This window comes from Pseudomonas sp. DL (assembly GCF_047199225.1).
Lineage (GTDB): Bacteria > Pseudomonadota > Gammaproteobacteria > Pseudomonadales > Pseudomonadaceae > Pseudomonas > Pseudomonas aeruginosa.
Genome location: NZ_CP178323.1, coordinates 4,224,157 through 4,247,548, shown reverse-complemented (window position 1 = coordinate 4,247,548; position 23,392 = coordinate 4,224,157). Strand labels below are relative to the sequence as shown.

Annotated in this window: 23 protein-coding genes; 8 read left to right on the top strand and 15 right to left on the bottom strand. The window is 69.2% G+C overall.

Features of this window, described 5'->3' with window-relative positions; all coding sequences use genetic code 11:
• Positions 1-9 precede the first annotated feature (9 nt).
• The 8 genes from ACI766_RS19675 to ACI766_RS19640 form a co-directional block, all read right to left on the bottom strand.
• Positions 10-756 (bottom strand): class I SAM-dependent methyltransferase, encoded by a 747-nt coding sequence (locus ACI766_RS19675; RefSeq protein WP_003112447.1) that lies wholly within the window; start codon positions 754-756, stop codon positions 10-12.
• Positions 753-2,120 (bottom strand): LeuA family protein, encoded by a 1,368-nt coding sequence (locus tag ACI766_RS19670; protein WP_017148843.1) that lies wholly within the window; start codon positions 2,118-2,120, stop codon positions 753-755. The genes ACI766_RS19675 and ACI766_RS19670 overlap by 4 nt, the downstream gene beginning before the upstream one ends.
• A complete protein-coding gene (locus ACI766_RS19665) occupies positions 2,117-2,995 on the bottom strand; it encodes a phytanoyl-CoA dioxygenase family protein (RefSeq protein WP_003116358.1) in 879 nt (292 codons plus the stop codon). The genes ACI766_RS19670 and ACI766_RS19665 overlap by 4 nt, the downstream gene beginning before the upstream one ends.
• Positions 2,992-3,606: an alpha/beta fold hydrolase gene (locus ACI766_RS19660; protein WP_003109228.1), complete on the bottom strand. Its 615-nt coding sequence runs from the start codon at positions 3,604-3,606 to the stop codon at positions 2,992-2,994. Before ACI766_RS19660 ends, ACI766_RS19665 begins: the two co-directional genes overlap by 4 nt.
• Complete coding sequence (locus ACI766_RS19655) at positions 3,600-4,862, bottom strand: hypothetical protein (RefSeq protein WP_058148892.1); 1,263 nt, start codon at positions 4,860-4,862, stop codon at positions 3,600-3,602. The genes ACI766_RS19660 and ACI766_RS19655 overlap by 7 nt, the downstream gene beginning before the upstream one ends.
• Positions 4,859-6,679: a non-ribosomal peptide synthetase gene (locus ACI766_RS19650; RefSeq protein ID WP_023110811.1), complete on the bottom strand. Its 1,821-nt coding sequence runs from the start codon at positions 6,677-6,679 to the stop codon at positions 4,859-4,861. Before ACI766_RS19650 ends, ACI766_RS19655 begins: the two co-directional genes overlap by 4 nt.
• Before the next feature lie 721 nt (positions 6,680-7,400).
• Positions 7,401-8,558, bottom strand: coding sequence for a murein transglycosylase A (locus tag ACI766_RS19645; protein ID WP_087823839.1), 1,158 nt, complete (start codon positions 8,556-8,558; stop codon positions 7,401-7,403).
• Between the two features lie 95 nt (positions 8,559-8,653).
• A complete protein-coding gene (locus ACI766_RS19640; RefSeq protein WP_003116363.1) occupies positions 8,654-9,547 on the bottom strand; it encodes a LysR family transcriptional regulator in 894 nt (297 codons plus the stop codon).
• Between the two features lie 85 nt (positions 9,548-9,632).
• Here ACI766_RS19640 and ACI766_RS19635 point away from each other — a divergent pair, with 85 nt between their 5' ends.
• Entirely contained in the window at positions 9,633-10,412 is a 780-nt protein-coding gene (locus ACI766_RS19635) for an NAD(P)H-dependent oxidoreductase (RefSeq protein ID WP_412828463.1), read from the top strand.
• Positions 10,413-10,419: 7 nt separating this feature from the next.
• Here ACI766_RS19635 and ACI766_RS19630 read toward each other — a convergent pair whose 3' ends face one another.
• Positions 10,420-11,046: an NAD(P)H-dependent oxidoreductase gene (locus ACI766_RS19630; protein ID WP_003116364.1), complete on the bottom strand. Its 627-nt coding sequence runs from the start codon at positions 11,044-11,046 to the stop codon at positions 10,420-10,422.
• 105 nt (positions 11,047-11,151) lie between these two features.
• Between ACI766_RS19630 and ACI766_RS19625 the strand changes: the two genes are divergently transcribed.
• Together ACI766_RS19625 and ACI766_RS19620 are read left to right on the top strand one after the other, a co-directional pair.
• The gene (locus ACI766_RS19625; protein WP_003133652.1) at positions 11,152-11,760 is read left to right on the top strand and encodes a TetR/AcrR family transcriptional regulator; all 609 of its coding nucleotides are present in this window, start codon (positions 11,152-11,154) and stop codon (positions 11,758-11,760) included.
• Between the two features lie 38 nt (positions 11,761-11,798).
• Entirely contained in the window at positions 11,799-12,647 is an 849-nt protein-coding gene (locus tag ACI766_RS19620) for an aminoglycoside phosphotransferase family protein (protein ID WP_003120541.1), read from the top strand.
• Positions 12,648-12,723: 76 nt separating this feature from the next.
• Here the strand turns inward: ACI766_RS19620 and ACI766_RS19615 are convergent, their stop codons facing one another.
• A complete protein-coding gene (locus tag ACI766_RS19615) occupies positions 12,724-13,074 on the bottom strand; it encodes a hypothetical protein (RefSeq protein WP_003086702.1) in 351 nt (116 codons plus the stop codon).
• A gap of 109 nt (positions 13,075-13,183) precedes the next feature.
• Positions 13,184-13,990, bottom strand: a complete 807-nt coding sequence (locus ACI766_RS19610) for an AraC family transcriptional regulator (RefSeq protein ID WP_003082516.1) — start codon at positions 13,988-13,990, stop codon at positions 13,184-13,186.
• Positions 13,991-14,123: 133 nt separating this feature from the next.
• Between ACI766_RS19610 and ACI766_RS19605 the strand changes: the two genes are divergently transcribed.
• Genes ACI766_RS19605 through ACI766_RS19590 form a run of 4 tightly spaced genes read left to right on the top strand, consistent with a single transcriptional unit; the run spans position 14,124 to position 17,535 of the window.
• Complete coding sequence (locus tag ACI766_RS19605) at positions 14,124-14,321, top strand: DUF1656 domain-containing protein (protein ID WP_003082517.1); 198 nt, start codon at positions 14,124-14,126, stop codon at positions 14,319-14,321.
• Positions 14,322-14,333: 12 nt separating this feature from the next.
• Entirely contained in the window at positions 14,334-15,242 is a 909-nt protein-coding gene (locus ACI766_RS19600; protein WP_003449167.1) for an HlyD family secretion protein, read from the top strand.
• Positions 15,242-17,281, top strand: coding sequence for an FUSC family protein (locus ACI766_RS19595; protein ID WP_019372009.1), 2,040 nt, complete (start codon positions 15,242-15,244; stop codon positions 17,279-17,281). Before ACI766_RS19600 ends, ACI766_RS19595 begins: the two co-directional genes overlap by 1 nt.
• Positions 17,278-17,535, top strand: coding sequence for a DUF2790 domain-containing protein (locus ACI766_RS19590; RefSeq protein ID WP_003107483.1), 258 nt, complete (start codon positions 17,278-17,280; stop codon positions 17,533-17,535). Before ACI766_RS19595 ends, ACI766_RS19590 begins: the two co-directional genes overlap by 4 nt.
• A gap of 21 nt (positions 17,536-17,556) precedes the next feature.
• Here the strand turns inward: ACI766_RS19590 and ACI766_RS19585 are convergent, their stop codons facing one another.
• Positions 17,557-18,060, bottom strand: coding sequence for a thioredoxin family protein (locus ACI766_RS19585; protein WP_003107482.1), 504 nt, complete (start codon positions 18,058-18,060; stop codon positions 17,557-17,559).
• 191 nt (positions 18,061-18,251) lie between these two features.
• Between ACI766_RS19585 and ACI766_RS19580 the strand changes: the two genes are divergently transcribed.
• Positions 18,252-19,034, top strand: coding sequence for an AraC family transcriptional regulator (locus ACI766_RS19580; protein ID WP_003082522.1), 783 nt, complete (start codon positions 18,252-18,254; stop codon positions 19,032-19,034).
• A gap of 2 nt (positions 19,035-19,036) precedes the next feature.
• Here ACI766_RS19580 and ACI766_RS19575 read toward each other — a convergent pair whose 3' ends face one another.
• The 3 genes from ACI766_RS19575 to ACI766_RS19565 are packed head-to-tail and all read right to left on the bottom strand — an operon-like array spanning position 19,037 to position 23,134.
• Positions 19,037-20,548 carry an MDR family MFS transporter gene (locus tag ACI766_RS19575; protein ID WP_023106952.1) on the bottom strand — a complete coding sequence of 504 codons (1,512 nt, stop codon included), beginning with the start codon at positions 20,546-20,548 and terminating at the stop codon, positions 19,037-19,039.
• Positions 20,538-21,689 carry an HlyD family secretion protein gene (locus tag ACI766_RS19570; RefSeq protein WP_003449298.1) on the bottom strand — a complete coding sequence of 384 codons (1,152 nt, stop codon included), beginning with the start codon at positions 21,687-21,689 and terminating at the stop codon, positions 20,538-20,540. Before ACI766_RS19570 ends, ACI766_RS19575 begins: the two co-directional genes overlap by 11 nt.
• Positions 21,686-23,134 (bottom strand): efflux transporter outer membrane subunit, encoded by a 1,449-nt coding sequence (locus tag ACI766_RS19565; RefSeq protein ID WP_012614365.1) that lies wholly within the window; start codon positions 23,132-23,134, stop codon positions 21,686-21,688. The genes ACI766_RS19570 and ACI766_RS19565 overlap by 4 nt, the downstream gene beginning before the upstream one ends.
• Between the last annotated feature and the right edge of the window lie 258 nt (positions 23,135-23,392).

Sequence of the window (23,392 nt, the reverse complement as noted above, 5' to 3'; positions counted from 1 at the left end):
GCCGGCTCCTCAGCGATTCAGCGCGGTGAAGGCGTGGATGTCGAAGTTCACCGCCACCTGCGGCGCGCTCTCGATCTCGCGCACCGCGGCGATGAAGCGGTCGGCGTAGTCTTCGCCGCCTTCCTGCTCGATGTAGCGGGTCACGTAGCTGGTGGAGAGGAAGAACAGCGCGACCTCCTCCGGGCTGAGGAAGATGATGTTGGCGAACACTTCGCGGCGGCAGTCGCGCAGGTGCGGGCAACTGCCCATGATCTCCAGGGTGTCGTCATAGCGGGTCAGGCGCGGATCACGGTGTTTGGCCCACTTGTTCACCAGTTCGTGCTCGATGAAGTCGCGCAGCGGCCCGTAGGCGATCGGGAAGTCGTACTTGTAGGCGCAGAACAGCCCGCCGGGGGTCAGCCAGTCGGCCATGCGCGTCAGCACCTGCTTGCGGTCCATCCAGTAGAAGGAGGTGGCGCTGGTGACCAGGTCGAAGCGGCGTTGCGGCGCGAAGGTTTCCGCCGGCGACACGCTGAAGCGGATCTCCGGGTAGTTCTCGCGGGCCTTGGCGATCAGCGCCTCGCCCAGGTCGCTGCCTTCCACGTAGCGGAACCAGGGTTGCAGGCGGACGGTCGAGACGCCGTTGCCGCAGCCGATGTCCAGCGCCGCTTCGCGTGCCGGGGCGCGTTCGGCGAGGTTGCGGTAGAGCGAATCCGGATAGGCGATCTTGCCGCGGACCACGTTGTAGGCGTCTGCGTGCTTGTCGAACTGCTTCATTGGGTAATCTCCAGTAGGCTCTCGTGGTAATCGCCCTTGTGGACGAAATTGATGTAGGTGCCGCTGCCGCCGAGGTAGCGGTAGCTGTGCTCGACGCCGGCGGGGATGAACACGCTGGCCGGGCTCTGCAAACGGCGCAGTTGGCCGCCGAGCAGGACTTCCACCTCCAGGCCGCGGTAGTCCTCGTCGCTGCCGAGGAACAGGAACACCGAGTCGCAGTTGTGCACGTGGCTGTCGACGTGGCCCGGCCCGCCGTCGCCGACGTCGTGGAACTGGCGGGCGATGAAGTAGAACGGCGAGCCGTCGAGCAGGCGCCGGTCGAGCATGACGAAGCGCTTGCCGGGGCCGTGGCGGTGGTACTTCAGTTCGCTGGCGGATTTCTCGAAAGGCGTGAGGAACAGGGATTGGCGGTGCATCGGCATGTAGCGTTGCAGCGAGACGCGGCCGTTGATCAGTTCCGGATCGAAGGCGCTGTAGGCGTCCTGGTTTTCCTGCATGGCCAACTGGTGCAGGCGGGCGACATGGACGAAGGCGTTCTCGCCGACCACCGGGTGCATCGGTGAACGCTTGATCCGGCTGTGCGCCTCGACCAGCTCGGAGACCGCGAGGACGTTCTTAAGGTTGAAGCGGTCGGCGGCGAACTTGGTGTGCAGCAGGGTCAGCAACTGGAAGGTGTCGGTGATCCCGGCGCGTTCGCCGATCCCGTTGCAGCTCGCCGAGTGCCACTGGACCCCGGCCTGGATCGCCGCCAGGGTATTGCCCAGGGCCAGGCCGCGGTCGTTGTGCACGTGGTACTCGAAGACCACGTCGGGGAACTCGTGGCGCAGCAGCGAGAGCACGTCGAAGGTCTCGTCCGGCAGCAGGATGCCGACGCTGTCGGCGAAGCAGATGCGATCGGCGCCGGCGTCGCGCGCGGTGGCGATCATGCTGACCAGGTCGCTGACCGAGGTGCGCGCGGCGTCTTCCACCGTGGCCCGGACCCGCAGGCCGCGTTCGCGGGCGTAGCGGATCGCGTCGTGGAACAGTTCGAGCACCTCCTCGCGGCTCATGCCCTTGAACTTGGTTTCCAGCGAGATCGCGTTGATCGAGGCGAACAGCCCGACCCACTGCGCACCGGTTTCCAGCACCGCGTCGATATCCTCCCGGCGCGCCCGGGCGTGGGCCAGCACCGGCGTGGAAACGGCCGCCACCACGGCGCGTACCCGCTCGCGTTCGTCCGCGGAAATCCGCGGGTGGCCGCACTCGATCATATCCACCCCCAGCGCCGCGATTTCCCTCGCCAGCTGGACCGACTGCGCGCTGTCGAAGCTGCACTGGCGGGCCTGGCACCCCTCGCGCAGGGTGCAGTCGATGACCCGGATCATCGTCTCGCTCCCGCGTCCGAGGCCGACAGCGTCGCCAGCCGCGGCTCCCTGATGAAGTCGTGGATCTTCGGCGCATGGCCGAACTGGCGGGAGAAACGGGCGAGGAAGGTGACCATCTTCAGCGAGTAGTCGCACAGCTGCGGAAGATAGTGGTCGAGGTTGTCCTCGGTGATTGCCTCGTCCGGGAACACGCTTTTCAGGTTGGAAGCGATCCAGGTTTTCATGCTGTCCTCTCGATTCAGTTGGTGGAATTCGTCGTCGTCGACGAAGACGATCGGCATGCCGATGCGCAGCTGGCCGCTGCGGTTGTTGTGGCTGCCATGTGCGGTGCGGGCGGGCCAGACCAGGACGTCGCCGGCGTCCAGCTCGGCATCCACCAGTTGCTCGCGGGAAATGCCGTTGGCCTGGAGGTCGATGCACTTGAACATCGGGTAGGCGAGGTCGAACTCGTGGGGGAAGATCGTGCGGTCGTCGGGGTAATAGAACATCCCACCGTTGTCGTTCCGCGACGGGGTCAGGGCGACCCAGAAGGTCTGCGCGCTTTCGTAGCGCTTCTCCCATAGCGCGATGTCCTGGTGCAGCGGGATGTAGGACTCGTCGGCGTGGCGCTTGATGAACGCCGCGTGGCGCAGCAGGCGCGGCTTGCGCAGATGGTCGCGGACCAGCGCGTCGAGCCCGGAGCGGGCGAACCAGTCGTCCCAGAAGAGCGGGTCGTGGCGGTGCAGGTTGCGCACCTTCTTCGCCTCGCGGCGCTCGTCGTCGGCGATGTCGAATTCCGGTTCCAGCGCCGGGTCCGGCCGCTGCGCCGCGGCGAGGATCCAGTCCAGCGCCTGTTGGCGCAATTGCGGGGATACCACCTGCCGATAGTGTTTCATTGGACGGACTCCTTGCTGACGGTGTGGACGATGAAATCGATCACCGCCGGGTCCTGCAGGGCCAGGTGGTGCGGACGCTCGCAGGGGAAGGTGTCGAGCCGCTCGATCAGGTCGCACCAGCGTTCGGCGGCCGGGTCGCGGCCGGCGTCGTCCCGGCAGCGCACCCAGCTGGCGCGGGCGAGGCGATGGCGGGGCTGCCAGCGGCCGAACAGCTCGACATTGCGCAGCAGGACCTCTTCGCGCAGTTCGCCAAGCTCGCTCATCAGGGCGATCCATTCGCGCATCTCGGCGCTCAGCCAGCGCTGGTATTGCTCGCTCGGCGGCATTCGCCGCAGGGCCGGCCAGGGCAGGTGGCTGTCGATCATCAGCAGGCGGCTGGCCGGCAACTGGCGGGCCATCTCGTAGCCGACCAGGCCGCCGAAGGAATAGCCGATCAGCCAGTCCGGTTCTTCCGCCAGGCCGTCGAGTACCTGGCTGGCGAGGGCTTCGATGCTGGCGTAGGCATCCAGCCGGTGGTAGTCGACCAGCCGGCAGTCCGTTGCGCCGAGGCGTGCCAGCAGCCCGCGGAAGCAGCTCGGGTGGCCGATGAAGTCAGGCAGCAGGATCAGCATGGGCGTAGCGCCTCGGCCATGGCCGCCGCCAGCGCCAGGGTCCGTTCGCGGCCGAAGCGGCTGGCCAGGCTGGCGTCCCAGCCGCCGTCGTCGCGCCGGACCAGGGTCAGGGTCAGCGGCAGGCGGCTCTTCAGTGTCGGCCGGTGGATGAACCCGGCGCTGCGGAATGGCTGGTCGATGACATTGATCATCACCTGGGCGTCGGCATAGCGCAGCCCGGCCCGTTCGGCGATGGCCTCCGCCGGCAGCAGGCTGTGCTCGAAGGCCTCGAGCCTGTGTCGTTCGAAGGTGTCCTCGGCGGTCGCGGCGTCCAGCAACAGCGGCACCAGGTTCAGCCAGCAACCGGAAACCGCCGTGCCTCGGCGACTGCGCAGGCTGACCGGGGTCAGCGCCAGGACCTTGCCGGTGGCGCCCTGGCTGGCCAGGGCGAGAGCCAGGGCGCAGGCGAGCCGGGTCAGCAGGGCGGCTTCGCCGCCTCCTGGCGTGGCGGCCAAGCGGAAATCCTCGCAATGGCTGGCGCGCTCCGCCCAGGGCAGGCTCGCCAGTTCGCGGAACGCCTCGCCGCGCTCGCTCCAGTAGTCTTCCAGCCTGGTCCTGCGCTCGCGCAGCTGGCGCTCCAGGCGCCATTGCTGCTGGAGGAAGCCGAACTCGGGGGCCGCCGCTTCGGTCGTGGGGGCGGCGTTGAGCACGGCCAGGCGGGCCAGCAGCACGCTGGCGAAGTCGGCGTCGGCGACCAGGTGATGCAGCCAGACGCCCCAGCGCGCACGTCCTCCGCAGCGCCCGTGGAACAGTCGCAGCAGGCCGCGCTCGAACAGGGAATGCGGGCGTTGCAGCAGCGCTGCGATGAGCGTGTTTTCGTCGGCGAAGGGGCCGACTTCCAGCGCCGGGCTCTCCTCGGGCTGCCCGTGGACGACCAGTTCGAAACCTTCCGCGCCGCTGTCCACCTGGCTGTCGAGCAACGGGAACTCTTCGCGCAGGCGCCGTCCCAGGCGCGTCAGGTCGGATGCCGGCACCTCGGCCGGAGCCAGGTAGCAGAGGCCGAAGCGGGTCAGGTCGGCGCCGAGCAGCTCGCTGAAGACCATCCCGCAGGACCAGGGCGCCAGGTCGACGCGCAAGGACTGCGCGACCTCATCCGGCATCGGTTGGTGCCGCAGGCGGTCGCGCTCGGAGGGGGACAGGCGGTGCCAATCGCCGACCACCACCAGGTGCTCGCGGAACCAGTGGTAGCGCACCTCCGCGGAGAGACCGACGTTCATGCCGCGCTCCTCGACAGCACCAGCGGCTGCTCCGGCGTCGCCGCCCGTTCCAGCAGACGCTCCGGCGCCAGGCCGTGGCTGCGCAGGAGACGGCTGAACTGGTCGAGGCGCGAGTTTGCCTGCAAGTCGGCGAGTCCCAGGTTTGCTCCCGCACCCGCCGATTGACAGAGGGCGACCAGTTGCAGGGCGAGCAACGAGTTGCCGCCGCAGAGGAAGAAATCCTGGTCGGCGGCGCCGACCTCGCAACCCAGCAATTCGCTCCACAGCTGCGCGCAGCCGCGTTGGTCGGGATCGAGCGCGCTGGCGCAGCGCTCCAGCGGTTCTTCCAGGCGGCGCAGCAGGGCGGCGCGGTCCAGCTTGCCGTGCGCCGTCAAGGGCAAGGCCTCGACCCGGACGCAGGCATGCGGGCGCTGCCAGGTGGGCAGTTGGCGGAGCAGGGCCTGCGGGCTGGCGTCGGCTTTTCCCGTCCAGGCGCAGAGCAGTTGCTTGACGCCGTTGCGCTCGCGGACCAGCAGGGCGCAGTCGAGGATGCCTGGCTGGCGGCGGAAGCGCTGTTCCAGGGCGGGGAGGTCGAGGCGATAGCCGTTCAGCTTGACCTGGCCATCGCCGCGGCCGATGAAGCGCAGCCGGCCCTGCTCGTCGTAGCGAGCGCGGTCGCCGGTACGGTAGGCACGCAGGAGGCGGCCGCGATAGGGCAACTCGACGAAGCTGGCGCGGGTGCGCGCCGCATCGTTCCGATAACCCTGCGCCAGGCCGGCGCCGAAGGCGACGATCTCCCCGGCCCGGTCGGGCTCGGCGATCTCCTGTCCGTGCTCGTCGAGCAGGAGCACCGCGGTGCCGGCGATGGCCTTGCCGATGGGGATGTCGTCTTCCTCGAGGTCGTCGTCGGTGACGACATGGCAGCAGGTGAAGGTGGTGTTCTCCGTCGGTCCGTAGCCATTCACCAGGTGCAGTCGCGGATGCCGCAGCAGCGCCCGGCGCACGTGCGGCACCGAGAGGATGTCGCCGCCGGTGAGCAACTGGCGAAGGCCGCCGAGACAGTCCGGGTCGAGGTCCACCAGGGTGTTGAACAGCGAGGCGGTGAGCCAGGCGCTGTCGGCTCCGCGCTCGCCGATCAACTGGCGCAGCACGCCCGGGTCGAGGGGGCCGAGGTCGTTCAGCACGCAGCAGCCGCCGTTGAGCAGCGCACCCCAGATCTCCAGGGTCGCCGCATCGAAGGACAGCGGCGAGTTCACCAGGAAGCGCATCTGCGGAGCGAACGCGAGGAACGACTGGCCCAGGCACAGGCGGGTAATGCCGGCGTGGGTGCAGGCGATGGCTTTCGGGCGGCCGGTGGTGCCCGAGGAGAAGTTGATGTAGGCGATCTGGTCCGCCGCGAAGCATGGCCGGGCGACCGAGGCCGGAGCGGCAGGCAGGTGCCTGACCGGGACGCAGGGAAGACCGTTGGCCGGCGTCGGCGTGGTCGAGCAGTCGAGGATCAGGCGGCAGTCGACCTGCCGGCACAACTCTGCATTCCAGGCCGCCGGTTGTTTCAGGTCTATATATAAGTAGTGATGGCCGGATAACAGTATGGCGAGCAGGCAGGTAATGCTTTCCCGAGAATATTCGCCGTACACTCCAAGACAAACTCCCGGCTGCGGATAATGCTCGAGAAGATAGTCTGAAAGTTGTTCGGCGCTATGCAGGAGTTGCCGATAGTCGACACTTCCGAAACGGTCCCTGATGGCTTCGCGATGGGGATGAAGCGCTGCCATTTCGCTGAAGCGGGCCACCACCGTCGGGTGCGCGTACAGGTCGAGCAGGGAGTTCTGGGACATTCTGGCAATCGCCTTTTTTCGAAAAAATGAGTCCATCTGCCGGCTTCTTCGGCTAAATGAAGGATTTTTGGTTTTTCGCGAAGACGGCCACCGAGTCTTCCCGGGCTCTGCCAGTCGTCCGCCGCCCACCGGCTCGCTCACGCGAGCGGCAAGCGTCGAGGCGCCTTGCCCGGAAAAACCGTTATGGAAATACGGAGTGCCGTCGACTCAAGGGCAGTCAACTGCTGCCATGCAGTCTTATCGTCAGGAAAGAGAGAAAAGCGATGAGAATGGATTCACGGTCACGCATTGCACTTCCACCTTGCGTTGGTTTTCCGAAGTGTTTCGCTGTGTGTGTGTTTTTATATGTTTCGTGGGTATTTAAAATAAGATACAAATTTCCCCTCACAACTATGAGAATTGGTAGTTGGCGAAAGGGCGCTATGAGGGGCCTCGAAGCGTGCCGGCTGATGGCTTTTTGCCGAGGCAGGCGGCCGCGGCTACGCCTGCCGGGGGTAGCACGGACAAGTGGTTTCGGGGGGGCTGGCCGCTGCGGCGAGGCGCGGAGGTCCGGCTGGCGCGGCGATCATCACAGAAGATTCTGCGGCGTCATTCATCGTTTGAATGGTTGCTGCCGCAAGCGCGCCCGGCGCCGTCGATGCTGGTCGGCGGTGTCGGGCGCTCGCTGGCGTTGCGTTGGCCAGCCGTCCCGGCCGGGTGCGTCGGCACCGGCCGGAGGTTTTCAGGAGGCGGGCAGCGGCGCACCCTTGGGCCATAGCAGCCAGAGCCGGCCCGGCTGCTTCATGTGTCCGGCGAGTTCGCCGGCGGCGTCGCCGGTGCCCCAGAACAGATCGGCGCGGACCTCGCCGACGATGGCCCCGCCGGTATCCTGGGCCGCCACCGGACGGACCACCGCGCTGCCGTCGTCAGGGCGGGTGGTGGACAGCCACATCAGGCTGCCCAGCGGAATCACCTTGCGGTCGATGGCCACGCTGTAGCCGTCGGTCAGCGGTACGTTCAGCGAGCCGCGCGGACCTTCGTCGCTGTCCGGGCGCAGGCTGAAGAACACGAAGCTGGGATTGCTCGCCAGCAGTTCGGAGACCCGCTGCGGATTGGCCTCGGCCCAGTCGCGGATGCGCTTCATGCTGATCTCTTCCTTCGGCACCAGGCCCTGCTCGACCAGCCAGCGGCCGACCGGCTTGTACGGGTGGCCATTCTGGTCGCCGTAGCCGATCCGCAGTTGCCGGCCGTCTTCCAGCTGGATGCGCCCGGAACCCTGGATCTGCAGGAACTGCAGGTCCATCGGGTCGCCCAGCCAGGCGAGCACCGGCGCGCTGGAGCCGTTGTCGCGGATCGTCGCGGCGTCGTCGTAGGGTTTCAGCACCCGGCCTTCCAGGCGTCCGCGCAGGCGCTTGCCCTTGAGTTCCGGGTAGACGCTTTCCAGCGCGACCACCACCAGGTCGTCCGGTACGCCGTAGACCGGCACCGGGGTTTTTTCGCCCTGGCTCAGGCTGCCGTGGTAGACCGGTTCGTAGTAGCCGGTGATCAGGCCCTGGTCGCCGGTGCTGGAGGAACGCAGGCTATAGACCTGCATCCGCTCCTGGAGGAACGCGCGCACCGCCGTCGGATCGGCGGCGACCGTCGTGGCGCTCGCACAGGGCTCGCCCCATACCGGGTCCTTGGCCAGCCGCGCGCAGGCCGAGCGCCAGGCATTGAAGCCGGCGAGCAGGTCGGCGTCGCTGGTGGCCGGCAGGGCGTCCCAGGGCACGCTGTTGTAGGTGGTGACTTCGGCGGGTTTGGGCGGGGGCTCTTTCTTGCCGTCGTCGCATGCGGTCAGCAGGGCGGCGAAAGGGAGCGCGCAGAGCAGCAGGCGGCGCCAGGGATGGAACGGAAACTTCACGCCAAGGACTTCCTGGTGGTGGATCGAAGCCCGCTAGCTTGGGCAAAGCGCGACGGTGCGTCAAACCGCGGCGACGACCGAAGCGTATCGCCGCGTTACACCGAGGCGGCGATGAGTTCGCGCAGCCAGCGATGGGCCGGATCGCGGTGCGAGCGCTCGTGCCAGAGCATGGCCAGGTCGTAGCCGGGCACCTCCAGGGGCGCCTCGACCACCCGCAACCTGTCGCGCTCGCGTACCAGTCGCGACGGCAGCAGCGCCACCAGGTCGGTGCTTTCCAGCACCGCGCGGAGGAACAGGAAGTGCGGCACCGACAACGCCACCCGGCGTTCCGCGCCGAGTTCGGCGAGCGCCTGGTCGGTGGGACCTAGGAAGCCGCCGCCGTCGGGCGAGACGATCGCCTGCTCGAGGCGGCAGAACTGCTTCAGCGTCGGTCGCCGACGCAGCCCCGGATGCCCGGCGCGCCCGGCCAGCACATAGCGCTCGCTGAACAGCCGGCGACAGCGCAGTCCCGGCGGCGCTTCTTCGAGGGTGTGGAAGGCCAGGTCGATCTCGCCGCGTTCCGCCTGCCTGACGATTCGCGTCGGCGCCAGCTCCAGCACCGCCAGGCGGCTGCCCGGCGCCTGGCGGCGAAGACTGGCGAGGATCGGCAGGAGGATCGCCGACTCGGCGTAGTCGGTGGCGGCGACGCGCCAGGTATGCCGTGACTGCGTCGGATCGAACGGCGCGGCCGGCGCCACCGCCTGCTCCAGGGCTTCCAGGGCCAGGCGTAACGGCTCGCGCAGCTCCTCCGCCCGCGCCGTCGGGCGCATCCCGCGCGGGCCGGGAAGCAGCAAGGGATCGTCGAAGATCGCCCGCAGCTTGGCCAGGTGCACGCTCACCGAGGGTTGGGAAAAATTCAGGCGTTCCGCCGCGCGCGTCACATTGTGTTCGGTGAGCAGCACGTCGAGGGTCACCAGCAGGTTCAGGTCCAGTCGCCGGAGATTAATCATCAATATACCTGGAATTTCGGATATTCATTTCAACTATAATCCGGCGATGGCCGATCCTGCGCCCACCTTTTGCCGGAGATCCGCCATGAACGTACTCATCGTCTATGCCCATCCCGAGCCGCGCTCCCTCAACGGTGCGCTCAAGGACTTCGCGGTCGCCCGCCTCGAGGCGGCCGGCCATGCGGTGCAGGTTTCGGACCTCTACGCGATGGGCTGGAAGGCCGTGCTCGATGCCGGCGACAGCCTCGAGCGCGAGGCCAGCGAACGCTTCGATCCTTCCGCAACTTCCCTGCGCGCCTTCGAGAACGGTTGGCAGAGCGTCGACATCGCCGGTGAGCAGGACAAGCTGTGCTGGGCCGATACGCTGATCATGCAATTCCCGCTCTGGTGGTTCAGCATGCCGGCGATCCTCAAGGGTTGGATCGATCGCGTCTATGCCTGCGGCTTCGCCTACGGGGTCGGCGAACATTCCGACAGCCACTGGGGCGACCGCTACGGCGAGGGCCGGATGCAGGGCAAGCGGGCGATGCTGGTAGTCACCGCCGGCGGCTGGGAGTCGCACTACGCCGCGCGCGGTATCAACGGACCGATGGACGACCTGCTGTTCCCCATCCACCACGGCATCCTGCATTACCCCGGCTTCGAGGTATTGCCGCCGTTCGTCGTCTATCGCAGCGGCCGGATCGACGCGGAGCGTTTCGCCGCGCTGAGCGAGCAGTTGGGCCGGCGCCTCGATGACCTGCAGCGCGCTGCGCCGATCCCCTTCCGCCGGCAGAACGGCGGCGACTACCTGATCCCGGCGCTGACCCTGCGCGACGAACTTGCCCCGCAGCGGGCCGGTTTCGCCATGCACCTGGCCGAATGACCTGGGGTCAGGCCTCCAGCGGCTGCGCCTGGGCGGCCCCCTGCGCGCCGCGTGCGGCGAAGAGCTGGCTGCCGATGTGCAGGGCCTGGTCCAGATGCCGGATCGGATCGGCGGTCTCCGACTCCAGCAACAGTTCGGAACGGACCACCCGTGCGCCGCAGTAATCGAAGATGCCATGGTCGATCTGGGTGCGCATCGCCCCGGCGTAGCCGTGCCGCTCGAAGGTGCCGGCATCGGCGCCGCCGACACCGACCAGCACCACGCGCAGGCGCTGCAGCTTTTTCCGCAGGTCGCCGCCGATGCTGTAGTCGAAGGCCCAGCCATTGGAGAACACGCGATCGATCCAGCCCTTGAGCAGGGCCGGCATCGACCACCAGTAGATCGGGTAGACCAGCACCAGGGTATCGGCGCGATCGATGCGCGCCTGCTCGGCGAGGACGTCGGCGGGAGGCGACGCCTGGCCGCGATGCACGGCGTGGTCGGCCAGGCCGAAGCGCGGCTCGAAGCCTTCCGCCGCCAGGTCGGCGGTTTCCGCGGAATGACCGGCGCGGACCACGCCTTCGGCGATGCGCGCGGCGAGGGCGTGGGTGAGAGAGCGGGGATGATGATGAGCGACGACGATCAGGGCATGCATGGGCGAATTCCTCCGGGAATTGCGGGAAGGGGGGCAAGTCGATAGTCTGGGTAAAACCTACCTTCTGTAGGTTACCTTTAGTAAGTTACTTTTAGTAGGTTATCTATGTCAATGCACTCCCCAGACGACCCGTCGCCACGCCGCCGCCTGTCCCGCGACGAGCGCCAGCGCCAGTTGCTCGAGGTGGCCTGGCGGCTGGTCCGCGAAGAAGGTACCGAGGCGCTGACCCTCGGACGCCTGGCCGAGCAGGCCGGGGTGACCAAGCCGGTGGTCTATGACCACTTCGGCACCCGCGCCGGCCTGCTGGCGGCGCTCTACCAGGATTACGACCTGCGCCAGACGGCGCTGATGGAGGCTGCCCTGGAAGCGAGCGAGGCGACCCTGGAGGGGCGCGCCGACGTCATCGCCCGCGCCTATGTCGACTGCGTGATGCAACAAGGCCGGGAGATTCCCGGGGTGGTCGCGGCCCTCGCCAGCTCGCCGGAGCTGGAGCGGATCAAGCGCGACTACGAGGTTCTCTTCATGGACAAGTGCCGCGCCGTGCTGGAGCCCTTCGCCGGCGGCGGACGGCTGACCGTCGCCGCTCTGCGCGCAATGATCGGCGCCGCCGAAGCGCTGTCGCACGCGGCCGCCACCGAAGAGATCGCCCCGGAAGAGGCGCGGCGGGAACTGTACGAGGCGATCGTGGCGATGGTCGCGCGGAGTCGTCGGTGAAGGAACCGCGTGCCCTGGAGGAATATCGCCGGGCGATAGTGGCGGCCTGTCCGGAGCTGGCGGACGCCACTTTCGCCATCCTGGCCTCGGGCTGGCATTCCACGGCGGTGGAGGTCGGAGGGCGCTGGGTGTTCAAGTTTCCGCGCGGCGCGGAGGCCGAGGCGGCGCTGCTGCGCGAGGCCGCCGTGCTACGCCTGGTGCGTCCGGCGGTGAGCCTGCCGGTGCCGGCGCCGCAGGTGTTTGCGGGACCGCCGCTGTTTTCCCGCCACGAGAAACTGCCTGGCGGTTACCTCCTGGGCGAGGACTACCGGCGCCTGGACGAACCCGCACGGCAGGCGGTCGGCGATGCGTTGGGGCGCTTCTACGCCGAGCTGCATCGACTGCCACCGGCGCGCATGCGGGCGGTTGGAGCCTTGCCGGTGCGTCCCTGGGAGTCGCCTGCGGCGATGCGCAGGCGCGCCTTGCCGCTGCTGCCTGCGGCCTGGCGCGAACGCGCGGAACGCTTGGTGCGGGAATATGCCAAGCTGCCTGCCGATCCGCTGGGTTCGATCTTCGGCTTCTTCGACGGCCATGGCTGGAACATGGCATTCGATAGCGAGGCCGGGCGGCTGAACGGTGTGTACGACTTCGCCGACGCGGGCATCGGTCCGCTGCACCAGGAATTCATCTATTCCGCGTTCATCGATGCCGACCTCACCGAGCGCATCGTCGCCGCCTACGAGCGCTTCAGCGGTCGGCGCCTGGAGCGTCGGCGGATCGCCTTGCTGACGGCGGCGCATCGGCTGTCGGAGCTGGCCGAGCTGGCCGACGAGCCGCGCCATCTGCCGGAGATGCTCGCCGGCGCCCTCGACGGCCTGGCCCTGGCGGAGGCGCAGGGCCTGGCCTGATGAGGGGACGCGCGGTTGTGCTGGGCAGGACGGATATGACCGCGTGCGGACATCCGCCGCGAAGTACCGCTACCGCTCAGAGATAGGCTTGCGCGCGGCGCCGCGAGCGCGGCATGCGGTTCTTCCCGGACAATTCGTTGAGACGCGCCTGCCAGGCCTTCCGGGCGGCATCGCGGTCCTGGCGCTGCGCGGCGGCGGGCCTGGCCTCGGCTTTCGGCCGCGGCGCGGCCTTGTCGGTCACTGGCGCAGCGGCGGTGGGGGTGACAGGGGCACTGGCCGGAGCGGCGTTTTCCTGGGCCTGGGCGAAGGCGTTGGTGCGCCGGCAGGTCTTGCAACTGACCTGGCCGACGTCGCTCGAGCCGTTCACGTTGCTGTCGCCGCGCCCGCAGGCTGCCTGGCCGGATTCGCTCAAGAAGTGCGTAACCATCTGATCCTCCTGGAGAAAAAAGGGCGGCATTATTCCCAGAAGTGTCTTCGAGTGCCAGCCTCGGGGGAGAACAGCTGACGAACTGCAAGACCTTTCCGTCGACCTCCGTTCAGTCGGCTGGCCGCCGCATGCTGTCGCGCACGTAGCGGGCCGGGGGGCTGCCGAGCGCCTTGCGGAACATGCCGATGAACGAGCTGACCGACTCGTAGCCGAGGATCTCGGCGGTGCGTTGCACCGAAACGCCGGCGGACAGTTGCTGCAGGGCGATGATGATCTGCAATTGCTGGCGCCACTGGCCGAAGGTCATGCCGGTCTCCCGGCGCACCATCCGCGCCAGGGACCGCTCGCTCATCGCCACTCGCCTGGCCCATTCGGCCATGCTGGCGCGGTCGCCGGGGGCGCGGGTCAGTTCGTCGGCGATGCGGCGCAGGCCGCGGTTGTCCGGCAGCGGCAGGTAGAGCTGTTCGGTCGGCGCCTGTTCCAGGAGTTCCAGCAGCACCCCGGCGAGACGTGCGAGCGGGCCGTCGTGCGGATAGTCCTGCGGTTGCGCGCTCAGGTGCAGGATCAGTTCGAGGACCAGCGGCGACAGGGCCAGGGTGCAGCAGTCGCTCGGCAGGCGTGCCGCCCCCGGCTCGACGAAGAGGAAGCAGACCTTGCCGTTGGCGGTGACCCGGTTGCTATGGGCGATGCCGCCGGGAATCCACACACCGAACCCGGCCGGCACCATCCACAGGCCATCGGGCACCGTGCAGGTGATGCCGCCGCGGCAGGCCACCACCAGCTGGCCCTTGCGATGCCGGTGCACCGGCACTTCGGTGTCGTTGTGCCGGGCCTCCAGCTGCAGGGCCAGGGCCGGCTGGCCGAGCGCGTCGGGATCGAAGCGTTGGGCGAGGTAGGTCTGCGGTTCACGGCTCACGGCAGGTCCTGTGGTTGTCCGAATTCGATTATTTTCTGGCTGAGTAGTCGATATTTGCAAATCGCCACGACCCGTAGCCTGTGCTCCTCAACCCGACAGGAGCGGCCGACCGCTCCGCGCCCTCGATACCCTGGTGCCCTGCATGCTGAGCGAAGTCTCCGTTTCCGGCCTCTACGTGCCGCCATTGTTCCTCTACCTGTGCCTGGCGATGCCGCTCTACCTGCTGCTGGAGCGCCTCGCCTGGCGCTGGCTGGAATGCGCCTGGCATCCCGGCCTGCTGCGTTTCTTCCTGTCGTTCATCGTGCTGTCCGTGCTGGTGCTGAAGTTCTGAGCCGAGGTCCCCATGTCCATCGTTCGTCTTTCCAAGGTGGCTGCGACCTTCGCCTGCGGCCTGCTCGCCCTGTGCCTGGCGTTGCAGTTGTGGCAAGCCTACGTGCTGGCGCCCTGGACCCGCGACGGGCGGGTCAGCGCGCAGGTGATCCGCATCGCGCCGGAAGTCCCCGGCAGCGTCGAGGCGGTGTTCGTCGCAGATAACCAGCGGGTGGCCCGCGGCGATCCGCTGTACCGCATCGATCCGCGCAGCTATCGCCTGGCCGTGCGCCAGCGCGAGGCGGAGCTGGAGCAGGCGCGGGAAACCCTGCGCCAACGTGACGAGCAATGGCGCCGACGCATGCAGTTGGCCGGCGCGGTTTCGCGCGAGGAGGTCGCCAACGCCGGTCGCGCCCTGCGTATCGCCCGCGCCCGCGCCGAGGCCGCCGGGGCGGCGCTCGACCAGGCGCGGCTGGACCTGCGGCGCAGCGAGTTGCGCTCGCCGGTGGACGGCTATGTGACGCAGTTGCGCGTGCAGCCCGGCGATTACGCGGCGGCGGGCCGGACCAACATCTTCATCGTCGATCGGCGAAGCTTCTGGGTCACCGGCTATTTCGAGGAAACCAAGCTGCGCAATGTACAGGTCGGCGCGCCGGCGACGATCAAGCTGATGGGGTTCGATCCGCTGCTCGACGGCCATGTCGCGAGCATCGGTCGCGGTGTCGCCGACCTCAACGAAAGCCGTGCCGACAGCGGCCTGCCGCAGGTCAGCCCGAACTTCAGCTGGATACGCCTGGCGCAGCGCGTGCCGGTGCGCATCGAACTCGACCGGGTACCGGCGGGCGTGGTGCTTGCCGCTGGCATGACCGGCAGTGTCGAGGTGCTGCAGGCGGGGACCGCGCGGCACTGGCGGCTGACCCGCTGGTTGCAGGAGTACCTTTGATGGCGGCGTCGGCGTCCGGCGGGCGCGATTGGTACGCGGCGTTGCCGTTGCCCTGGCGGACCGACAGCCTGGACTACGTGCTGCGCAGCATCGGCGCTGCCGCTCTGGCGCTCGGCCTGGGGCTCTACCTGCAACTGGATTCGCCGTTTTCCGCGGCGTCCACTGTGCTGTTGCTGATCAATCCGGTGCAGGGAGCGGTGGTCGGCAAGGGCTGGTGGCGCGCCGTGGGTACCCTGGTCGGCACGCTCGCTGCCTTCGTCCTGACCGCGCTGTTCGCCCAGAAGATGCTGCTGTTCGTCGTCGCCCTGGGTTTCTGGCTGGGTCTCTGCGTCGGCGTCATGAGCCTGGTCCGGCACTTCTACGCCACCGCCGCGGTGGTCGCCGGCTACACCGTGTGCCTGGCGCTGGGATCGGCCATGGTCGAGCCCGAGGCGGCCTTCGAGCACATCGTCACCCGCGCCTCGGCGGTAATCGTCGGGGTCTGCTGCCTGAGCCTGGTGACCGTGCTCTTCAGCCGCAGGACCGTGTCCGGGCGGGTGCGCCAGCGTCTCGTCTCGCTCTGCGCGGCGACGCTGGCGCTGGTCGCTGCGCGGCATGCCGGTGCGGCTGACGGGGAACTGGAGCGCCGTCGCCGGACGCTGGCCGGCGAGGTCTACGCCGTAGACGACCTGCTGGGCGTCGGTCGCGCCGAGTCGCGGGCGCTGAGCGTTGCGCTCCCGGCGATCCGCGGTGGCCTGGCGGCGCTGTTTTCCACGCTGATGGAGTTCCGCTTCGCCGGCGAGACGCATTGGGCCCGGCGCTTGGCGGAGCGTGGACTGGCGCTGCCGATGGCCGACGACCTGTGCCTGCTGGGCGGCCAACTGGAGCGCGGCGAGCTCGACTTCGCCGGCGCCGCGCGACGGCTCGCGAGCTTGCGCGGTCGCCTGGCGGCGATTCGGCGCGGACTTCCGACAGACCAAGCGGATGCCTGTCGCGAAGGGCTGTTCATGGAGCGTCTCGACGAGCAACTGGATGACCTGCAGGCCGCCCTGCGGGGGTTCGCCCGGCTCGACGGCCGGGCCCGCGCCGACGTCCGCCCAGCGGCCTTCCATCGACATTACCGCGAGGCCTTGCGCAACGGCGCGCGAGCCTGGCTGGCGATGCTGGTCGGCGGCGCCCTGTGGTTCCTCAGCGGGTGGGACCAGGGGCCGACCCTGCTGGCGGTGCTCGGCCCCTACTGCACGCTGCTGGCAGCCTCGCCCTTTCCCGCCGAGGGCACGCGCAATTTCATTCGCGGCACGCTCTACGCGATACCTGCCGCATTGCTCTGCAAATTCCTTCTGCTACCGCTGATCAACGGTTTTCCATTGCTGCTGCTGTGCCTCGCCTTCTTCTGGTCGTTCGGTATCCAGGCCACCACAGTGCCCAGGCGGGCGTTGCAGGGAATCGCCTACCTGATCGCCTTCAACACCCTGGTCGCCACCGGCAATCTCGCCCGCTTCGATTTCGGCGACTTCGCCAACCAGTCCTGCGCCTGGGTGCTGGCGCTCTGCATCAGCCTGCTGGTCTACCGCCTGCTGCCGAAGGACCTGGAACGGCATTCGGCGTCGCTGCTCGACCATCTGCGCCGCGAGACCCTCGCCTTGCTGCGTCGTCGCGCCGGTTTCGACGCGCATGCCTGGCAGGCCCGCCAGCAGCATCGCATCGCCCAGTTGGGCGCGCTGCATGGCATGGAACATCCGCGCAGCGCGCTGGCCCTGCGCCTCGGCTTCGTATCCCTGCAACTCGGCCGCGAGTCGCGGCGCCTGTGGCGCGCCCTGGCCGGGCTCGACCCGGCCGCCGCGGAGGCGCGGTGGATCGAGCGCGCACTGCGAGCCATCGCCGTCCGCCATCGCGATCCGCCGCTCGCCGCGCGGCACGCACGCCGTGCCGGCGCCCGCCTGGCGGCCGCCGGCGAGTGGCGCCTGGCCGCGATCCTCACCGACCTCGCCTGGTTGCTCCGGGCCTATTCGCAAAGCGTCTCGTCCGACGGGGCGCAGCATGGAGAAAAGACCTCATGAAAACCTCGTTCTTGCTGGCCTTGCTGCTGTCCTGCTGGTCCCAGGTCCAGGCGGCGGACGACGACGGGAAAGAGTTGCCGCCGATCGAGCGCTACGACTACGGCATGCCGCTGGACATCGAGCGGGTGCTTTCCGTCACGCCGGTGCCGGCCACCTGTGGCGTGGTGCCGCTGGTGATGCTCTACCGCGACAGCGCCGGACGCCTACATCGCTTGCAGTACCGAGGCCTTGGCGCGGGCTGTTCGCGGCACTGAGAAGCGGGCGCAGGCGCTGTCTCAGCGCGCCGCGCCTTCGATGATCGCCAGGACGTCGCCGATGGCGTGCTCCAGGTAGTCGCCCGCCTTGTACGCCGCAAGCGCCTGCGGACCGCCGTCGAGCACCGCCTGCGGCCGTTCGACGAAGCGTCCGAGCAGGTTGAACTCCTCGTCCAGCACCAGTACTAGCGGAATCGCGATTCGCTCCAGCGCCAGGCGCTGGCGCAGGTCGTCCTCGGCGCGGCCCTTGGAAATGATCGCCAGCTCGATGTTCGGTTGCAGGCGCTGCGCGAAGTCCAGCGCGGCCAGGTTGATCTGGCAGTCCGGGCACCACATTTCCCCGGCGACCAGCAGGCGATAGCGCCGTTCGATGCGTTGCAGGCGTTCCGTCAGCGCGCTCGGGAGCCCGTTGCTTTCCAGCTTCTGCCGGAACCGCGCGACCGCGCCCTGTTCCGTGGCCAGGCCATGGCCGACGAAGGCGGCGAAGTCTTCTCCGATATCGAACAGTTCCGCGTAAGAGGCCATGCTGGTTTCGCTCCTGTGCTTGGGGAGGGATGGCGCGGCGGATACGCCAGGTAGTCGCGCCACGCCGGGGCGGCCAGGGTAGCGCGCTCGCCGCGTCGCGGCGAGCGCCGGCGTGCTTCGCCGGGACTGGTCGTTAGCATGGCGCGGCTGGTAAAAAGACAGCGCCCCCACTGCCCGCCAAGGCCCGCCCGATGCTGATCGACCTGCCTTCCACCCGTCCGGTCTTCGCCTATGCCCAGGATTATCTCCACGGCGAGCGCGTCGAGCTGCACCGGCATTCGCGCGCGCAATTGATCCATGCGCTCAGCGGGGTGGTCACGGTCGGCACTGCCGAGGGCACCTGGGTGGTGCCGCCGGGACGCGGTGTCTGGTTGCCGGCCGGTATCGAGCATGCCCTGCGTTTCGCCGGCCAGGTGCGCATGCGCACCTTGTTCATCGCCCCGCAGGCGCGCCACGACCTACCGCGGGACTGCCGGGTGGTGGACGTGCCGCCGTTGCTGCGGCAATTGATCGTCGCGGCGATGCGGATCGCCCCGGACTACCCGCCGGGCGGCCGCGACGAGCGGGTGATGGAGCTGATCCTCGATGAACTGCGGGTGCTGCCGATCCTCGCCCTGCACGTGCCACAGCCGGTCGATCCGCGACTGGCGGCGCTGTGCCGCAGCCTGCGCGCCGAGCCGGCCGCCGACTGGAGCCTGGGCGATGCCGCGCGTCGCCTGGGCGTCAGCCCGCGGACCCTGACCCGCGCCTTCCAGCGCGAAACCGGTCTCAGCTTCGTCCAGTGGCTGCGGCGCATGCGCCTGCTCGCCAGCCTCGATGCGCTGGCGGCAGGGCACTCGATCCTCGAGGTCGCACTGGACCTCGGCTACGACAGCCAGAGCGCCTTCAGCGCCATGTTTCGCCGGACCCTGGGCGTTTCGCCGAGCCTCTATTTCGGCCGCGGCGCCGCCTACGGGGTGGCCGAGGGCGACTGAGTTCAGTCCTTCTGGCGCAGCATCAGCGAGGCCAGGGCGCAGGCCAGGAGCGCCACGCAGGAAAGGTAGAAGGCGTCGGAGTAGGCCATCAGGTAGGCCTGCTGGCGCACCCCGTGGTCGAGCAGGGCCAGCGCCTGCTGCTGCTCCGGCAGTTGTATCCGCACCTGGCCACCGCCCAGGCGCTGCTGCAGGGCGCCGTCGAAGATCGTCAGGGTCTCGCCGATCCGCTCGGAGTGGAAGCGCTCGCGCAGCGAGACCAGTTGCGTCAGCAGCGCGGTGCCGATCGCGCCGCCGAGGTTGCGCAGCATCGAGATCAGCGCCGAGGCCGAGCCGGCCTGGGCCTTGTCCAGGCCCTTCACCGCCAGTACCGAGAGCGCGACCATGATCAGCGGCTGGCCGATGCCGCGCACGACGATGGAGGGGATGATCACGTTGCGTCCCGCGTCGGCGTTCAGGTGCGCGCCCATCCAGCAGCCCAGGGCCATGATCGCGAAGCCGCCGGCCACCAGCAGCTTGGGGTTCAGCCAGCGCATCAGGCGCGGCAGCAGCGGCGCCAGGAGCAGTTGCACGAGGCCGTAGAGGATCAGGCTGTCGCCGATCTGCCGGGCGTTGAAACCCTGCAACTGGGACAGGTAGTTGGGCACCAGGAACACCAGGCCGAAGGTCGCCGCGCCGAACACCGCCATCGCCAGGCTGGACACGCCGAAGTTGTAGCTGCCCAGCAGGCGCAGGTTGATGAACGGCCGCGCGCCCCACAGTTGGCGCTGTACGAAGAGCAGCAAGGCGAGCACGGCGAGGACGGCGAAGGCGCGGATGAAGCCGGACTCGAACCAGTCGCGGCGGCCACCTTCCTCCAGCACGATCTGCAGCGCGCCGAGGCCGGCGACCATCGCGCCGATGCCGAGCCAGTCGGCCTGGCGCAGGCGTTCGCGGTCGCCGTCGCGGGGGCGGATCGACCAGGCCACCGCGGCCAGCAGGGCGATCCCCGGCAACAGTTGCAGGAGAAAGATCCAGCGCCAGGAATAGGCATCCGCCAGCCAGCCGCCGATCGACGGGCCGGCGGCCTGGGCCACGCTGTTGGAAAGGCTGAACAGCGCCATGCCGAGGGGTATCCGGCTGGACGGCAGCTCGGTGAGGATCAGTTGCATCGACAGCGGGATCAGCACCGCCCCCGAAGCCCCCTGGATCACCCGGATCAGGATCAGCGTCGACAGGTTCGGCGCCAGCGCGCAGCTCAGCGAACTGAGCAGGAACACCAGCGAGCCTAGGAGCATCACCCGGCGCAAGGAGAACACTTCCACCAGCCAGGCGGTAAGCGGGATCATACTGATTTCCGCGACCAGATAGGCGGTGGAGATCCACGAGCCCTCCTCGAAGGTGGCTCCCAGCGCGCCTTCTATCTCCGGCAGCGCCGCGCTGGTGACGTGCACGTTCATGCCGGCCATGAAGCAGCCGAACAGGCCGCCGGTGACGGCGACCCAGGCACGCAGCGATACCTTGTCGTCAGCGCTCATCGGCGGAGGCTCCGTCCGGTTCGCGAGTGTCCACGGTGGCGATCACCGACATCCCCGGAAGCAGCCGGCCCCGCTCGGCGGCGTCGGCGTCCAGGCGGATACGCACCGGGAAGCGCTGGACGATCTTGGTGAAGTTGCCGGTGGCGTTGTCCGGCGGCAGCAGCGCGAATACCGCGCCGGAGGCCGGCGCCACGCTGTCGACGCGGCCGCGCCAGCGGCGGCCGAACGTGTCCACCTCCAGCTCTACCGGTTGCCCGGGGCGGATGCGTTCGAGCTGGGTCTCCTTGTAGTTGGCCACCACGTAGGCCTGCTCCAGCGGCACCACCGCCAGCAGCGGCAGCCCCGGCGTGACGTACTGGCGTAGGCGCACCTTGCGCTGGCCGACGCGGCCGGCGAATGGGGCGCGGATTTCGGTATCGTCCAGGGCGTGGCGCGCCAGTTCGCGCGCCGCCGCGGCTTCCTGCAGCTCCGCCTGGCGCTGGGCGAGCGCCGCCTCCGCCTCGCGTCGCCGGCTCTTCAGTACGTCCCTGGCGGCGCGCTGGCGGCCTTCCTCGGCGTTTGCCCGCCGCGCCGCCGCCCGCGCTCGCTGGTGCGCCGCGTCGGCGTTCTCCAGGCGCTGGCGACTGGTGGCATGCTCGTCGGCCAATTGCCGGTAGCGTCGCCAGTCGGTCTCGGCGCGGCGCCATTCGGCTCGCGCCGCTTCGCCATCGGCGCGGGCGCGGCTGATCGTCTGCGCCTGCTCCAGCAGTTGCCGATCGAGGGTCTCCAGCTTCGCGCGCTGGGCTTCCAGCGCCGCCTGCGCCGCCGCTTCGCGGGCCTCGGCGGCGCGCAGGCGCTGGCGGAAGTCGCGCGGGTCCAGGCGCAGCAGCAGGTCGCCGGCCTGGACGTCGGCGTCGTCGGCCACCAGCACCTCGGCGACGTAGCCGGAGACCTGCGCGCTGACCGCCACCCAGTCGGCGCGTACATAGGCATCGTCGGTGCCCTCCAGGAAGCGTCCGCTGCTCCACCACCAGGCCAGCAGGGCGGCGAGCGCGATGGCGCCGGCGAGGCCGCCCAGCAGCCAGGTTCGGCGCCGGCGCGTGGCTGCTGGCATGGTTTCGCCAGTGGTGTGTTCGATGGGTTCCCTGATTGCCTGGTTCATTGTCCGTTTTCCTGATGGGAGGGGCTGGGAGCGGCTTGCCAGCCGCCGCCGAGAGCCCGGAACAGTTCGACCTGGCGCTCGGCGACGCGCATCTCGGCGTCGACCAGGCGCGCCCGGTCGGCGACCAGGCTGCGTTGGCTGTCGAGCAGCTCGAGGGCATCGAGGGCGCCGGCGCGATAGTTGCTGCGCGCCAACCGGTAGGCGTGGCGCTGCTCGTCGAGGGCACGCTGGAGGTCGGCACGCCGCTGGCGCTCGCCGGCATACAGCGCCAGGGCACGCTCGACCTCGCGCAGGGCGCCGAGCACCGCTCCGTCGAAGCGCGCCAGGGCGGCGTCGCGCTCTGCCGCTGCGCTGTCCAGGCGGCCTCGCGCGCTTTCCCGGTTGGGGAAGCGCCAGCTCAGCAGCGGGCCGGCCGCGTAGGCCAGCGCGCCGCTGCCGCCGAGGCCGGCGAGGGTCACTGCGGAGGTCTCGGCGCCGACGGCGAAGCTGATGCGCGGGTACAGCTCGGCTTCGGCCAGCGCGCGCCGGGCGTCGGCGGCGGCGAGCCGGCGCTCGGCCGCGCGGACGTCCGGGCGGCGCGCCAGCAGGCTCCAGCCGTCGCCGGTGGGCAGGGCACGGCGCAGTTGCGGTATGCCGGCGCAGGTCGCGGCAGGAGCGTCCAACTGGCGCGGCGAGCGCCCGCTGAGCAGCGCCAGTTCGTAGAGTGCCGCGCGCCGCCGCGCCTCGAGCATCGGCAGCGCGGCGCGGGTCCGCTCGCGCAAGGCCAGCAGCCGGCGTCGCTGCAGCTCGCTGGAAAGGCCGGCGGCGAGCTGGCGTTCGCTCAGCGCCAGGCTCGCGTCGAGCAGGCCGACCGATCGGCGTTGTACCTCTGCCCGTCGCGCCAGGGCGCAGGCGCGGACGTAGGCGAGGGTGGTCTGGCTGGCCACGCTGACCCTGAGCAGGTCGCGCGCCGCTTGCGCCGCTTCGGCATCCGCCTTCGCCGCGGCGATGCGGGCGCGGACTTCGCCCCACAGGTCCAACTGGTAGGACAGGTCGAGGCGGGCGGTGTGTTTCCACTGGCTGTGCAGGTCCTCGTCGGTGGCTTCGGCGAGGGTCTGGTCGTCGCCGTCGCGCCCATACTGGTAGCCATAGCCGACCTCGGTCCGTGGCCAGCGTTCGCCCTGTGCGCCGCGCAGATGGCCGAGGAGCGCGCGGGCATGGGCATCGGCTGCGGCCAGGTCGCGGTTGTGGCGCAGCGCGGCGGCCACCAGGTGGTTCAGCCCAGGGTCCTGGTAGAGCGTCCACCACTGGGCGGGCAGCGCGTCGCCGCGGGTTCCCGCCACCCTCGACAGGCCAGGGTCGAGGCTTTCCGCGCGTGGCGCGGGTTGGTTGCGGTTCGCGCAGCCCAGCGCGGTGGAGATCCCCAGCGCCAGCGCCACGCAACGCAGATGACTGGCAAGCGGCATTGCCCTGCTCCCGTGTCTGAAAGAGCGGGGAACGGTAAGGCAGGCGCAGGCGGCCTGCGCCGGCAAAAGCGCCAGTCATCGTCGCGAAATGGACAGTCGGCGGATTTTTCAGCGTTGCCGCATCAGGTACGGGCCGCAGCCCGGCCGGGATGGCCAGCAGGGAGATGCGGTGGATCTGCCGGGAGCAGCGGTTCACCCCGCCTTCGACGAGGCGCAGGCGCTGGAACAACTGGTGGGCTAGCCTGCGCCTTGGCGTGG